Below are 14,666 nucleotides of genomic sequence, written 5' to 3'. Positions count from 1 at the left end.
CCTGATTCCATTATATACTCAAGATGAAAGGAGTCAATATTATGAAAAAGAGGTCGAGAGATAATTATTACTTTACTTAAGAAGAAAATGCCAAGAACAACACAAAGAAGCACAGCTACTCATACCAGGCTGAATGCATTGAAAGATTCAGGGTAGGCGTAACAGTCGTGGCATTACAACCACAAAACAAAAAAGAAAAGCGATGGCAGTATTAGCCATAGCTCCTCTTTCTTTACATCAGGAAATACATAAGTATCGCAACAACAAACAAAACGATGGTAATGCGGCACAGCATACTTGTACTCATTTTTGAATGCTTTCCAAGCATTACGCTAATGAGCGTCACAAGAAGACTGATGCCAGTCAGTATGACATCATTATAGATCATGATATTCTTGAGAGACATATTCTTCCCGAACAGTCCCATGTTAAGGTTCACAATGCTGAAGATTGCTATAAATATCGTCATGATTGTCATGACGTTGCCATAGATGGACTGCTCTGAGTCCTCAATCTTCTTTGCCGCCTTCTCAAGCCTTACAACATCAGGAAGCTTTGTGCTTTCAAACTTGTGGACATTTGCGAAGTCAAACTGATCTGTATATTTCCCACTGTATGGCTCGACATGATGATCCAGTTGGTAGATCATGAGGCTAAGGACTGATTGACCGCGTTCTATCATGATTATGTCACTTGACTCATTCTTTATTCTAGTGAATATTCTTGTCCTGTGGCCTGGATGATATACAGGTGAATAGAAACCAATCCCCATTCTTACAGCCGAATTGCGAAGGTTTACAAATCCAAGACAGTCATCAGGGAAACTTACGGTTTCATTTGACCCAACAAATACAGTATCGCCTGGATTTAGCTGATAGCGTTCATGGGTTGCCTTTTCGTTAGGATCATAGATTTCATTAATGATAAGATCATACGATACGATTCCGATAGATCCTTCCCTGTATCCGTCAACGTTTTCTTTAACAAATGAATTGAGATCATTTCCTGCAAGATACATAAGATGCACCTCCCTTGATAAGAAAAATGATAACATCACATGGCCATAAGTTCAACCATCTTCAGTTGTACGCAAAAATAAACCACCCGCATTGGATATCTATATTTTACCATTATTAATTGCAACCACAACCGACTGCTAGCATCCCTGAATAGCATATTCGGACACAAGATGAATGACATAACCTTTTATATCTAAGAGCATCCTGTATAGGGAGATTAACAGCATGAAGATATAAGACAGTCAACTCTGTCTAACCTTTTTATAAATAACCGTGCCATTGATCAGTATGATTTTTGTTAGAATTAGGGTATTTTCATAACATAAAATGCCTATAAATCAGTTATTTTTTGGAATAAAGCTTCAGCGAAAAGAGGTGCCTTAGCACCTTTTTATAGAAATCCTATAAATCCTTATGGACAAGCATGAGTGATTCAATATCACTTGTCTTAAGCACGCGCCCAGTCGACACAATCTCATCATCGAGCATGAGCGCTGGAGTTGTCATAATGCCAAGGCTGGCAATCTCACTAAAATCCGTAATATACTCAACTTCCCCCTTTAAGCCTGTATTTGCCAAGGCTTCTTTTGTGGCTTTTAAAAGTGCTTCACACTTCTTGCAGCCCCCTCCTAATACTCTAACACGCATCATCTAATCCTCCTTGATAAACCAATTTTGTGTTTTGTTTGCGATATTTACTAATGTCAGCATAACAGGAACTTCCGTCAAGACACCTACCGTTGTTGCTAATGCAGCTGGACTTGTTGTCCCAAATAAGGCTATGGCTACTGCAACCGCCAGTTCAAAGAAATTGGATGCACCAATCATACCTGCAGGCGCAGCAATGTCAAATGGTAAATGGATGGCTTTAGCGGACAAATAAGCGATAAAGAAAATAAGGAATGTCTGCAAGATGAGTGGTATGGCAATCAAGACAATATGAATGGGATTGTTGATAATCACTGCAGACTGGGACGTAAAGATCAGCACTAATGTCAACAAAAGACCAGCTGTTGTCGCAAAATCAAATTTATGGACAAAGACATTTTCAAGATAGTCTTTCCCCTTCTTCTTCATCATTATAACACGTGTCAGTATGCCTCCTGCTAGCGGAATCACAACAAAGAGAAAAATACTAACAAAAAGCGTACTGTAAGGAACAATTACCTTCGAAACACCAAGTAAAAACTTTACAATCGGAACAAAGGCAAAAAGAATAATACAGTCATTAGTTGCAACCTGAACAACCGTATAGGCTGCACGACCATGGGTCAAAGTACTCCAGACGAAGACCATCGCTGTACAAGGTGCTGCCCCTAGTAAAACAGCTCCGGCAAGATACTGACGCGCTAAGTTCTGAGGAATAAAGCTTTTAAAAACATAGAAAAGAAAGAAGTAGGCAAGCAAGTACATTGAAAAGGGCTTAATCAGCCAGTTAACAATCCATGTCAGAAAGAGTCCTTTTGGATTATCTTTGATCTGACGAATACTTTGAAAGTCAACTTTGATCATCATGGGATAAATCATAATCCATATCAGAATCGCAATCGGGATAGAAATACCAGCAATCTGCATTTTATTCAACACCTGGACAACAGCTGGGAAGAAATGACCAATCATTACCTCAGCAATCATACATAATATGACCCAGATACTTAAATAACGCTGAAAAACAGAAATATCTTTATTCTTTACCATTTTATTCATCCTCCTGACAACAATCTTGCTTCTGGCAAGATGAAGAGCAGTTCAATGAATCAATGAATGTTCTAAAAGCAGTTAATGTTTCACAATTCAATGAATAATACGTATTTTTCCATTCTTTTCTTGTTGTGACAAGATTACATTCAACCAGTACTTTCATATGATGTGAAAGTGTTGGCTGGGTAATCTGGAATGCTTCTAGCAGCTTGCATGCACATAGCTCCCCTCCAGTCAACATTTTAACAATCTTGAGACGATGGGCATCGGATAATGCCTTGCATATAAGTGATGCATCTATTTCATTCATAAAAGCCTCCTAAATAAGTAATGGCTGCAAAAGATTAAAGAGATAACCTACGATAATAATACCTACTACACAAATAGCGATAAAGATGCCAAGCAGCTTTGGTTTAATCGCTTTTCTCAGCATAATAAGTGAAGGCAGGCTCAGGGTTGTCACTGTCATCATGAAGCTTAAGACAGTACCAAGAAGTGCACCCTTTGAAAGCAATGCTTCGGCAACAGGAATGCTACCAAAAATATCGGCATACATCGGTACACCTACAATTGTTGCAAGAATGACACCGAATGGATTCTTATTGCCAAGAATCGTTTCAATAATATCTTCAGGAATCCAGTTATGAATAATCGCACCAATACCTACCCCTAACAAGATATAAGGAAAGACTTTCTTAAAGGTTGAAGTCATTTGTTCAAAGGCATAATCAAGACGATCTTTTTTTGTGAGCGTGACTCCCTTCACCTCGACTGCCCGGGCATTCTTGATGAAGTCCTCAACTTCATCTTCAAGCTTCAAACGTTCAATAAGCGTTCCGCCAATAACAGCAATAACCAATCCCATGATCACATAGACAATCGCCACACGATAGCCAAAGATGCCCATTAAAAGAATCAAGCTGCCAAGATCAACCATTGGCGAAGATATCAAGAAAGAGAATGTCACGCCAAGAGGTAAGCCGGCACTCGTAAAGCCAATAAAGAGGGGAATGGATGAGCATGAACAAAATGGTGTCACTGTCCCTAATAGTGCCCCCATGATATTCGCAAAAACGCCATGAAAACGTCCCATAATCTTACGGCTTCTTTCTGGTGGGAAGTAGCTTTGGATATAAGAAATCATGAAAATGAGTAGGCAAAGCAAGATTGTAATTTTAATGACATCATAAATAAAGAACTGCAAAGAGCCTCCCAATCGACTCTCAACATTGATCCCCAACATTGTCAGTAGAGATGCAACAAGCCTATTTAACCAATGCATGGCAAGAATTTCATTTTGTATAAATGTCCCCATATGTATGCTCCTATCATATCGATATTTATCTATATGAATAATACCTCTCATATAGATAATTGTCAATATGATAAAAAACTATAAGCTTATGCTTATAGCTTTCCAATCGTAATTTCATTAAGAGGTAAATAGACAATACCTTCATCACATTTCATACCAACCTGCCCCTTGCAATCCAGTCCTATAAAGCATACACGACCATAATTCTTAAAATACATCCACTTACCTTTAAGATAAGAATGGGCATTCACCTCCTCAATAATCTTACGAAAATCATACTGAAGATATTGTCTATAGATGTCGATGAATTGCATCATGAGTCGATGAAGATCAATGTCTGTTTGAAGAATGGATTCCATGGCGATATAGTTTTTATTTTTGACATTAAGGCCAATACCGACAATAGTCCCAAGATAATGATCTTGATAGATAGCCTTTGTCAAGATGCCAGCAATCTTTTGATTGTTGACATAGATATCATTAGGAAACTTTATTGAAGCTTCTATGGAATAGGCGGCAAGAAGCTTCAATAAAGCGTAGGCGGCAGTGATGGTATAAATATAAGGCTGACGTTCTTTCTTGAAGAGGATGCTCAAGAGTAGATCTTCCCCTTTTTTTGAAGTCCATCTATGTAAATGACGTCCTCTTCCAGCACTTTGATAGTTCGATCTGACAACAGTAAAATCCTGAAACTGATTAATATGTTTTTCTAGATAGAGATTGGTTGAATCAAGCTCATCAAATTCAATAATCTGCACACTATTCACCAATCGCAAATGTCAGTGTCGCAACAACAGCTACTTCTCCATCAACTGTTGCCTTCGCTTCAGCAATACCAATATTATGACGCATGCGTGTTAAAGTACATTCAAGTTCTACCTTGTCACCAGGAATAACCTGTCTTTTAAACTTACAATTTGTAATACCGGCGAAGTAGACAAGACGGCCTTGAAATTCTTCTTTTGAGAGAATCGCAACGCATCCTGTCTGGGCTAATGCTTCCACTAGCAAAACCCCGGGCATGACATGATATTCTGGAAAATGTCCCATAAACTGCATTTCGTTGACAGAAACACATTTGATGCCTTTGGCATATTCCCCAGGCTTATAGTCTATAATACGATCAACCAGGGCAAAGGGATATCGATGGGGATTAATCTTAGCGATTTGATTACTATCGAGTTCCATCTTGAACCTCCTTAAAGATAATGGATGCATTATGTCCTCCAAAGCCTAAAGAATTACTCATGACATAATGAAGCTTTTGATATCTACCTTGATTAGGGACAATATCAAGATCACATTCTTCATCTTTGACACGATAGTTGATTGTTGGAGGGATGAAGGAAGTACTTAAGGCCTTAACCGAGAAGACACCCTCAATACCTCCTGCTGCCCCAAGACAATGACCCGTATTGCCCTTTGTGCTTGAAACAGCTAGCTGATAGGCATGCTTGCCAAACACATGCTTAATCGCCTCTGTTTCTCCTAAATCATTAAGATGTGTTGATGTGCCATGGGCATTGATATAATCAATGTCGTCAGCCTGAATTTGGGCATCATCTAAAGCACGCTGCATAGCTTTTGCACCACCTATGCCTCCTTCAAGAGGTGCAGTGATATGATGGGCATCACAGGAAACACCATAGCCTACCATTTCACAATAGATATGCGCACCTCTTTGTAGGGCATGATTGTATTCTTCTAAGACAAGCATACCAGCACCTTCACCCATGACAAAGCCATGACGCTCTTGGTCGAAGGGAATGGAAGCGCGATTTTCATCAGTTGCATCACTTAAGGCTTTCATGCTTGTAAAGCCACCAATACTTAAACGTGTGATCGCTGCTTCACAGCCACCGGCAATCATCACATCTTCATAGCCATCACGTATATTGCGGAAGGCATCACCAATCGCATTTGTCCCACCGGCACAGGCTGTTACCGGACAAGTACATAAGCCTCTTGCATCGTGTGCAATGGCAATCTGTCCAGCTGCTAGGTTAGAAATCGTCATTGGAATGAAAAATGGTGAGACACGGTCAAACCCTCTTTTTTCACCCTTTTCAAAATTGGTTTCAATTGAGCCAATACCACCAATACCAGACGAAACAACAACCCCAAAGCGTTCATGATCAAATGCCGTCTGATCTAATTTAGCATCTTCAACGGCCTCTCTTGCAGCAATAAGACCATATTGAATAAAGGCATCCATCTTCTTGACTTCTTTCTTGTCGAAATAGAGAGATGGATCATAGTCTTTGATTTCAGCAGCAAGCTTGGTCTTAAAGTTCGTCGTATCAAAATGGCTTATTGGAGCAATACCACATTTTCCTTCCATAATAGCCTGCCAGCTTTCTTCAACATTATGACCAATAGGCGTAAAAGCCCCAAGTCCCGTTACTACAACTCTTCTTTTTTCCATCTTAATTCCCCCTACATCACCATGCCACCATCAATATTAAGAACCTGACCAGTAATATAGCTTGCTTCATCGCTTGCTAAAAAGACAATGGCATTCGCAACATCTTCTACCTGACCAAAACGTCCTAATGGTATTTGTTTTTGCATGGATTCTACAATATCTTTAGAGAGCACACGCGTCATATCTGTTTCAATAAAGCCCGGCGCAACACAGTTCACACGAATATGGCGACTTGCCAATTCTCTTGCAAGTGACTGGCTCATAGCTACGATACCAGCCTTACTTGCCGCATAATTAGCCTGTCCGATATTCCCAATTTCACCCACAACACTTGCTAGTGAAATAATGGCACCTGAGTGCTGCTTCATCATCATTCTTGCTGCTTCCTTATTACAAAGAAAAGCGCCTTTAAGATTCGTATCAATAACCTGATTAAAATCATCCTCGCTCATTCTTAAGAAGAGACGATCTTTTGTAATACCGGCATTGTTCACTAAAACATCAAGACGGCCAAAATGTTCCTTGACTTTCTTAAACATATCTTGCACTTCTAGCTTATTAGCGACATCACCAGGAGCCAAATAAGCCTCTACACCTAGTGCTTCACATTCCTCTTTTAAGCTTTGTGCGATTTCATGATTATTATTATGCTGGCGATAATTGATGACAACATTATATCCCTTCTTACAAAAAGCCATAACACAGGCCTGCCCAATACCACGCAACCCTCCGGTCACTAAAACAACTTTTCTTTCACACATAATAATTCCAGTTCCTTTATTGTATTTTCTAATGTTTTCCTGTCTTCTATATGATAGCGTTTGACCTTACGATCAATTTTTGCGACAAAGCCAGAAAGCACTTTGCCAGGGCCAATCTCAATAAAAGTATCTACGCCATGATCTATCATATAACGGATGCTTTTTTCAAAATAAACGGGATGAGAAACCTGTTTTTCAAGTAGGCTGGCAATTGTTTCATCTTTATCTCTTTCTTTGGCTGTTGTATTAAAGATGACAGGTGTCTTCATTTCATGAAATGTGATCTGTTGGAAATAATCATGAAGCTCTTCTCCAGCTTCCTTCAATAAAGCGGTATGGAAAGGGCCTGCAGTATTTAAGGCGATAACACGACGGGCACCCAATGTGCGAGCGTACGCACTGGCTTTTTCAACCGCCTTTCTTTCACCACTAATAACGAGCTGACCAGGACAATTGTAGTTACAAATGGCAACATAGCCTTCACTTCTTGCCTCTTCAACAGCCTTTTGTAGCTGATCTTCAGGGAGGTTCAATACAGCTGCCATAGCTGAATCCACCTTCTTTGATGCTTTTTCCATCGCTAAAGCACGTTGGTAAACAATCTGGATGGCTGTATCGGGATCAAAGACGCCTGCACTTGCCAATGCACCATATTCACCAAGTGACAAACCTGCACAATATGATGCATGTATATGCGCTTTGTTGAGTTGTTGGAGGATCATCATTTCGACAGCAATAATAGCAGGCTGATTATAGTGATTAAGCGTGAGTTTTTCTAATGAACCTTCAAACATAACTTTTTTTAAATCAATATCAAGCTGAATATGATCAATAAGCTGGTGCGCCTCTTCATATGTTTCATAGAGATCCTTCCCCATTCCCACATACTGACTGCCCTGTCCGGCAAATAAGAAACCTATTTTCATACAATCCCCTCCATAAGTTCATCTATTAATGTCTTGACACTAACAATCTTTTCAATGCGATAACCATTTGTACCTGAGAAGACAATCCCTTCATCAAGATTGCCATTGACGGCATTAATAAGGGCTTGGGTAATACAATATGGCGCGTTGGTGACATGGCATGACTGAATACAGCTAAAGCATTTCGTGATTTTTTGATGCTTCTTTAGAAATAGTGTTGATAACGCTCTTGCCGGCATGCCAACTGGTGAATTGATGATTGAAAGATCTTCCTTTTCGCATTGATAAATGCTTGCTTAAAGGCGTCACTTGCATCACATTCATCTGTCGCAATAAAGCGTGTGGCCATCTGCACGCCATCCGCTCCGGCAGTTAAAGCTTGTTTGATATCATCATTTGTATAAATGCCTCCCGCTACAAAGATAGGAATCTTTTGATGATAGAGTGCTTCATATTTTCTCACAACTGCTTTGACTTCACCAAGAATATCCAATAACTTCTGTGTACTGTTGTTTTGAATGTTTTCTAAGAGAAAACCAAGATGACCTCCGGCAAGACTGCCTTCAATGACAATAAAGTCAGCAACTCTTTGATATTTGCGATGCCATGATTTTAAAATAACTTCACATGCCTTTGAAGAAGAGACAATGGGCGCAATCTTGACATTTGTATCCTTGACAAGAGAAGGCAAAGAAAGAGGAAGTCCAGCACCTGATATAATACAATCCACCCCTGCTTCAATAGCAGCTTGGACATGTTGCTTATAGTCGCGTAAAGCAACCATGATATTCATGCCAATAAGACCATGGCCTTCTGCAATCTCTTTTGCTTTCTTGACCTCTTGTAGAATGGCACGCCTGTTGGCTTCTTTTGTATGATATGCAAAATCACTCTCTCTAAAGCCAATCTGGGCACTTGAAATCACGCCCATAGCACCACACTTAGCCACATGTCCAGCAAGACGAGAAAGTGAGACACCTACGCCCATTCCCCCTTGAATAAGCGGCAAGTGCAGTCTTTTTTCACCAATAGCTACATTGCTCATAGTTGCATTTCCGCCAATCGTTTTTGTTCATCACGAAGTTGTTGGAAGAAATCCGCAAAGATCTTTGCAACCGGTGCTTCATGATCAAGCTGACCAGCCACCTGTCCAGCCATCAATGACCCTGTCTCTATGTCCCCTTCAACAACAGCTCTTCTTAATCCACCAAGGGTAAACTTTTCAAGTTCCATCAAGCTCGCTCCAGCTTTTTCTTTTTCAAGATAGGCTTTCGCCATTTTATTTTTCAAAATACGCACAGGTGTTCCATGAATACGACCAGTAACAATAGTGCTTGTATCATGAGCCTTTAATACAGCCTGCATATAGTTTTCATGGATAGGCGTTTCCTTGGCAACTAAAAGCATTGTGCCAACCTGAAAACCATCAGCACCCAAAGCAAGAGCAGCGAGCGCCTGTTTTCCACTCGCAATCCCACCTGCTGCTATAACAGGAATATCAACAGCAGCTTTCACCTGAGGAAGAAGGGTCATCGTTGTAAGCTCACCAATATGTCCACCTGATTCGCATCCTTCCGCAATAACGGCATCAGCACCGCTTCTTTCCATGCGCTTAGCCAAAGCAACACTTGGTACAACGGGCATGACAATAATGCCTGCTTCTTTAAAAGCCTTCATATACTTACCAGGATTACCAGCACCAGTTGTCACGACCTTGATCCCTTCATCAATGACAAGCTGAGCCTGCTTATCAGCTTCAGGATTCATCAACATCAGATTGACACCAAAAATCTTATCCGTCTGACTTTTTGCTTCATGAATAGCTTCTTTCAACATGTCACAATTCATTCCGCCTGAACCAATCAGCCCTAATCCCCCAGCATTGCTGATGGCAGCGGCAAAGTTTCCTGTCGCTACTCTCGCCATACCACCTTGGATAATCGGATATTTTAAAGAAAATTTTTCATCTAACCACATAATACTAACCTCCTACCACTCTAAAAGATTTGCCCCATAAGTCAGTCCGCCACCAAATCCAACAAGGATGATTTTCATCCCTCTCTTCAACATTTTCTTCTCATTCATTTGCGACAAAGCAAGAGGAATGCTAGCAGCTGAAGTATTGCCATACTCATCAAGATTCATATAGAACTTTGAAGCAGGCGCTTTGAGTTTTTTATAAACATGGGAAATAATGCGACCATTTGCCTGATGCAGAATGAAATAATCAATATCATCAACACTGAGCTTGGCTTCATTTAATAGACGTTCAATACTTGTCAAAATGACAGTTGTCGCAAAGCGAAAAACATCTCTGCCTCGCATATGTAAGATCTGTTCATCCCTTCTGACATAAAGGGCATCCTGATTCCCTCTTGCCCCGCTCAAATCGAGATAAAGCTTATCCGCCTTTTCCACCACAGCAGCCCCAGCACCATCGCCAAAAAGAACACATGTTGAGCGATCCTTAAAATCAAGAATAGAAGATAGGCATTCCGCTCCAACAATAAGTCCATAGCGCTTCTTATTGGCATAAAGAAGAGCACGTGTGACTGAAAGTCCATATTCAAAGCCAGAACAAGCTGCGGATAAATCAAAGGCAATGATATCTTCTTGAAGTCCTAATGCTTTTTGCAGCAGACAGGCGGTACTTGGCGTAAGGTAGTCATTTGTCATTGATGCAACAATGACAACGCCAATTTCTTTCTTGTCAATGCCTTCAATGGCCTTTAATGCAGCCTTATAGGCAAGGGTTGTTGTCGTTTCCTCTTCAACAAAATGTCTAGCCTTAATACCAGTACGACTTACAATCCATTCATCACTTGTCTGTAGTGTTTTGGAAAAGACTTCATTTTCAACTCTTCTTTCAGGCACATAGTAGCCCGTATTGACAATAGAAATTCCCTTCATCTCTCTCACTTCCCAATCACCCTCAGCTTCTCATAGCGCTTTCTCAATAAATCTTTAATTGCCATCTTCTTAAGCACGCTGAGCTGTTCTTCAAGCATGGCCTTGATGGCTTTATAACTGACTAATGGATCTTGGTTGGCACCACCTTGCGCTTCAGGAATAATTTCATCAATGATATGGAAATCAAGAAGATCATAAGCTGTCATCTTCATGACTTCACAGGCTTCAGCAACACGTTCACCACTCTTGTCTTTCCATAAGATGGACGCAAAGCCTTCTGGTGACAAAACAGAATAGACAGCATTTTCCAACATTGCAAGATGATCACCGACACTTAATGCCAATGCACCACCTGATCCTCCTTCACCAATGACAATAGCAATAACCGGTGTCTTGATATCAGAAAGGGCTAGCAGGCATTGTCCAATCGCTTCACCCACATTGTTTTCTTCGGCTTCTTTTGCAGGATAGGCACCAGGCGTATCGACAAAAGTAATGATTGGTCGATGAAACTTTTCGGCCTGTTTCATTAAGCGAATCGCTTTACGATAGCCTTCTGGTGAAGCCATGCCAAAGCGACATTGCATATTATCATCAAGATTATGACCTTTTTGATGACCTATGATTGTCACGGGCTGATTCTCAAAATAAGCAACTCCTCCAACAATAGCCTGATCATCACCAAAATAACGATCCCCATGCATTTCTATAAAATCATCAAAGAGCTGATTGATATAGTCTCTCAAATGCGGACGATCTTGTCTTCGTGCGAGATAAAGTCGATCATAAGCAGATAAATGGCTGTAGATGTCTTGTTTTTCTTTTTCAATCTCCCGTTTCAGCTTTTCAATATCTTGATGCTGCATAGTTGGATCATTTTGCATCATGTTCAGTTGATCAATGCTTTTTTGAAGGGTGTCCTGCTTTTCTTTTAATGTCATTTTTAAGCCTCCTGATGCATATGTAAAAGTAGACTGAGTGTTGAACGCATTTTGTTTCTTTTCACAATCATGTCAATAAAACCATGGTCTTTTAAGAATGTTGCACTTTGAAAGCCTTCAGGCAATTTTTGTTTCATTGTGGTTTCAATAACACGTGGACCGGCAAAGCCAATCATTGCGCCTTCTTCAGCAATATTGATATCGCCTAAAATGGCAAAGGAGGCACTTACACCACCATATGTGGGATTGGTCAAGTAGGCAATATAAAGTAGCCCGGCATCCAAATGCCTTTTTAAAGCAGCAGTCGTCTTAGCCATCTGCATTAAAGAGAAAATACCTTCCTGCATACGTGCCCCACCGCTCGCTGTAAAAATAATCAGTGGTCTCTTGCGTTTTGTCGCATGCTCAATGGCTTTTGTAATCTTCTCACCAGCAACGCTTCCCATAGAGGCCATCATAAAGTGACTATCCATCACAACAACAACACTCTTGATGCCTGAAACCGTACCGGTTGCTACCATCACCCCATCATACATTCCCGTTGCTTTGATTGCTTTGGATAGCTTCTTGTCATAGCCAGGAAAGTGCAGGGGATCATTTGTGTGCATATGGCTATAAAGCTCTTTAAACTTGCCCTGATCAAATACAGCCATCATGCGATCATAGGCTGTCATTTTAAAATGATAGCCACATTCAGGACAGACAAAGAGATGTTCTTCTATTTGTTTTGTTGGAATAATGGCCTTACAAGAAGGACATTTTGTAAATAAGTCATCGGGTGCTTCAAGTGTTTTTACGTCTTTATGTTTGCCTAAATAGCTATTAAAGTTTTCTAACTGACTTCTTCTTTTCTTGAATATCTTATCCATTTTCTTCCACCATCTCTTTTAGATGTTGTTCCATAAAGCTTGTATCAAAATGCCCTCTAACATAGTCAACTTGGTGCATAATATAGAAAAGGACTTTCTGATTTGTGATTACGCCATCTATCACAAGTTCACTTAGAGCACTGCGCATTTTCTTAATTGCTTCAAGACGGGTTGGTGCATGAACAATCAGTTTTGCGAGCATGGAATCATAATAAGGCGGGATGTCATAATCTTGATAGATATGTGAATCAACACGAACATTAAAGCCACCTGGGAAATGTAATGTATGAATATGCCCTGGCTGAGGGGCAAAGTCATGCTGGGGATCTTCGGCATTGATACGGCATTCAATCGCATAACCATTCAGTTTGATATCTTCCTGAGTAAAGGAAAGTGGTAATCTTTGAGCGATACGAATCTGTTCTTTAATAAGATCAATACCAAAAACCATTTCTGTGACAGGATGCTCTACCTGTATACGGGTATTCATCTCAATAAAGTAATAGTGCCCTTCATGATCAAGGACAAATTCCACTGTTCCTGCACTTGTATAGCCACAGCACTTAGCTGCCTTAATCGCATCCTCACCCATTCTTTGGCGTAAGTCTTCATCAAGTACTTTACATGGCGATTCTTCAAGCATCTTTTGATTACGTCTTTGAATCGAACAATCACGTTCACCAAGATAGACAACATGACCAAAATGATCAGCAAGAATCTGGAATTCAACATGCTTAGGATTGACAATCAGTTTTTCACAATACATATCATCATTGCCAAAAGCGGCCTTTGCTTCTGCCTTAGCCGTTGTATAGGCTTCTTTTAACTCGCTTGCATGATAAGCCTTACGCATACCACGACCGCCTCCCCCAGCTGATGCTTTAATCAACACAGGATAGCCTATTTCTTCAACAAGTGCTTCTAGTTCTTCAAAGCTCTTAATGATTCCTCGACTGCCTGGTACAACTGGTACTTGCGCTTTTATCATCATCTCACGTGCTTCAACCTTATTGCCCATAGCATCAATGATGTCACCACTTGGACCAATAAACTTCAGTCCACAAGCTTCCACAAGCTTCGCAAACTCACTATTTTCTGATAAAAAGCCATAGCCAGGATGAATGGCCTCACAGCCTGTTTTTAAGGCCGCTTCAATGATAGCTTGCATATTCAAATAGCTATCATGAGGACGCTCACCACCAATACAAATAGCTTCATCGGCAAGCTGTGCATGCAAAGCATTCTTATCAGCAGTGGAATAAACTGCCACACTGCCTATGCCCATTTCTTTACATGCACGAATAATGCGTAAAGCAATCTCGCCACGATTCGCAATCAATATTTTCTTAAACATTAATCTTCCTCAATTGTCATTAAGACCTGGTCATATTCAACCATATCATTCGCCTGGACAAGAATCTTTTGAATGACACCATTAACAGGTGCCTTAATTTCATTCATAACTTTCATAGCCTCAATAATACAAAGTGTTGTACCTTTTGTGACATGATCCCCAACTTGTACATAAGCTTTGGCATCGGGTGATGGAGAAGCATAGAATGTTCCAACAAGTGGGCTTTTGACTTTATAAGCAAGAATGTCACTTTGGGGTTCTTTTTCCTCGAGTGTCTCTTCCCTTCTTGTCTCAATGCTTTTTTGTGCAGTACCACTACTCTTTTCAAGTTCGAGCTTAAGATCATGCATCTCTAATTTCATTTTATTGATGTTAGCCTCTTCAAAGGCTTTCATCAATTCTTTGACTTTATCCATATGCTTCCTCCTATTTGAATATCAAATTA

At 40.3% G+C, this 14,666-nt stretch carries 18 protein-coding genes; all 18 read right to left on the bottom strand.

From position 1 onward, the window contains the following. Window positions 1-232: 232 nt before the first annotated feature. The gene (locus tag T529_RS0100160) at window positions 233-1,018 is read right to left on the bottom strand and encodes a dCTP deaminase domain-containing protein (protein WP_033161584.1); all 786 of its coding nucleotides are present in this window, start codon (window positions 1,016-1,018) and stop codon (window positions 233-235) included. A 403-nt stretch (window positions 1,019-1,421) separates the two neighbouring features. Continuing rightward, window positions 1,422-1,670 (bottom strand): thioredoxin family protein, encoded by a 249-nt coding sequence (locus tag T529_RS0100155; protein WP_202962248.1) that lies wholly within the window; start codon window positions 1,668-1,670, stop codon window positions 1,422-1,424. Continuing rightward, on the bottom strand, window positions 1,671-2,717 hold the full coding sequence (gene arsB, locus T529_RS0100150) for an ACR3 family arsenite efflux transporter (RefSeq protein WP_033161583.1): 1,047 nt from the start codon (window positions 2,715-2,717) through the stop codon (window positions 1,671-1,673). Window position 2,718: 1 nt separating this feature from the next. Beyond that, a complete protein-coding gene (locus T529_RS13585; RefSeq protein ID WP_033161582.1) occupies window positions 2,719-3,030 on the bottom strand; it encodes an ArsR/SmtB family transcription factor in 312 nt (103 codons plus the stop codon). Between the two features lie 9 nt (window positions 3,031-3,039). After that, window positions 3,040-4,035: a permease gene (locus tag T529_RS0100140; protein WP_033161581.1), complete on the bottom strand. Its 996-nt coding sequence runs from the start codon at window positions 4,033-4,035 to the stop codon at window positions 3,040-3,042. Between the two features lie 92 nt (window positions 4,036-4,127). Further along, entirely contained in the window at window positions 4,128-4,793 is a 666-nt protein-coding gene (locus T529_RS0100135) for a biotin--[acetyl-CoA-carboxylase] ligase (RefSeq protein WP_033161580.1), read from the bottom strand. 1 nt (window position 4,794) lies between these two features. Then, window positions 4,795-5,223: a 3-hydroxyacyl-ACP dehydratase FabZ gene (gene fabZ / locus T529_RS0100130; protein WP_033161579.1), complete on the bottom strand. Its 429-nt coding sequence runs from the start codon at window positions 5,221-5,223 to the stop codon at window positions 4,795-4,797. Next, the gene (fabF, locus tag T529_RS0100125; RefSeq protein WP_033161578.1) at window positions 5,210-6,460 is read right to left on the bottom strand and encodes a beta-ketoacyl-ACP synthase II; all 1,251 of its coding nucleotides are present in this window, start codon (window positions 6,458-6,460) and stop codon (window positions 5,210-5,212) included. The genes fabZ and fabF overlap by 14 nt, the downstream gene beginning before the upstream one ends. An 11-nt stretch (window positions 6,461-6,471) precedes the next feature. Next, window positions 6,472-7,221: a 3-oxoacyl-[acyl-carrier-protein] reductase gene (gene fabG, locus T529_RS0100120; RefSeq protein ID WP_033161577.1), complete on the bottom strand. Its 750-nt coding sequence runs from the start codon at window positions 7,219-7,221 to the stop codon at window positions 6,472-6,474. Continuing rightward, complete coding sequence (fabD, locus tag T529_RS0100115) at window positions 7,197-8,147, bottom strand: ACP S-malonyltransferase (RefSeq protein ID WP_033161576.1); 951 nt, start codon at window positions 8,145-8,147, stop codon at window positions 7,197-7,199. The genes fabG and fabD overlap by 25 nt, the downstream gene beginning before the upstream one ends. Beyond that, window positions 8,144-8,386: a nitronate monooxygenase gene (locus tag T529_RS13580; RefSeq protein WP_274518628.1), complete on the bottom strand. Its 243-nt coding sequence runs from the start codon at window positions 8,384-8,386 to the stop codon at window positions 8,144-8,146. Before T529_RS13580 ends, fabD begins: the two co-directional genes overlap by 4 nt. Then, the gene (locus tag T529_RS12240) at window positions 8,353-9,192 is read right to left on the bottom strand and encodes an NAD(P)H-dependent flavin oxidoreductase (RefSeq protein WP_274518627.1); all 840 of its coding nucleotides are present in this window, start codon (window positions 9,190-9,192) and stop codon (window positions 8,353-8,355) included. The genes T529_RS13580 and T529_RS12240 overlap by 34 nt, the downstream gene beginning before the upstream one ends. Continuing rightward, window positions 9,189-10,124: a nitronate monooxygenase gene (locus T529_RS0100105; RefSeq protein WP_033161575.1), complete on the bottom strand. Its 936-nt coding sequence runs from the start codon at window positions 10,122-10,124 to the stop codon at window positions 9,189-9,191. Before T529_RS0100105 ends, T529_RS12240 begins: the two co-directional genes overlap by 4 nt. Before the next feature lie 12 nt (window positions 10,125-10,136). Beyond that, window positions 10,137-11,057, bottom strand: coding sequence for a beta-ketoacyl-ACP synthase III (locus tag T529_RS0100100; RefSeq protein WP_033161574.1), 921 nt, complete (start codon window positions 11,055-11,057; stop codon window positions 10,137-10,139). 5 nt (window positions 11,058-11,062) lie between these two features. Beyond that, complete coding sequence (locus T529_RS13575) at window positions 11,063-11,998, bottom strand: acetyl-CoA carboxylase carboxyltransferase subunit alpha (RefSeq protein WP_033161573.1); 936 nt, start codon at window positions 11,996-11,998, stop codon at window positions 11,063-11,065. Between the two features lie 2 nt (window positions 11,999-12,000). After that, a complete protein-coding gene (gene accD / locus T529_RS13570; RefSeq protein WP_033161572.1) occupies window positions 12,001-12,867 on the bottom strand; it encodes an acetyl-CoA carboxylase, carboxyltransferase subunit beta in 867 nt (288 codons plus the stop codon). Next, window positions 12,860-14,221, bottom strand: coding sequence for an acetyl-CoA carboxylase biotin carboxylase subunit (gene accC, locus T529_RS0100085; protein ID WP_033161571.1), 1,362 nt, complete (start codon window positions 14,219-14,221; stop codon window positions 12,860-12,862). Before accC ends, accD begins: the two co-directional genes overlap by 8 nt. After that, a complete protein-coding gene (gene accB / locus T529_RS0100080) occupies window positions 14,221-14,637 on the bottom strand; it encodes an acetyl-CoA carboxylase biotin carboxyl carrier protein (RefSeq protein WP_033161570.1) in 417 nt (138 codons plus the stop codon). Before accB ends, accC begins: the two co-directional genes overlap by 1 nt. Window positions 14,638-14,666 lie beyond the last annotated feature (29 nt).

Origin of the sequence: Sharpea azabuensis DSM 18934 (assembly GCF_000702165.1) — a bacterium.
GTDB classification, from domain to species: Bacteria; Bacillota_I; Bacilli_A; order Erysipelotrichales; family Coprobacillaceae; genus Sharpea; species Sharpea azabuensis.
Note: the sequence above shows the minus strand (reverse complement) of the source record. Positions and strands in the feature narration are given on the sequence as shown.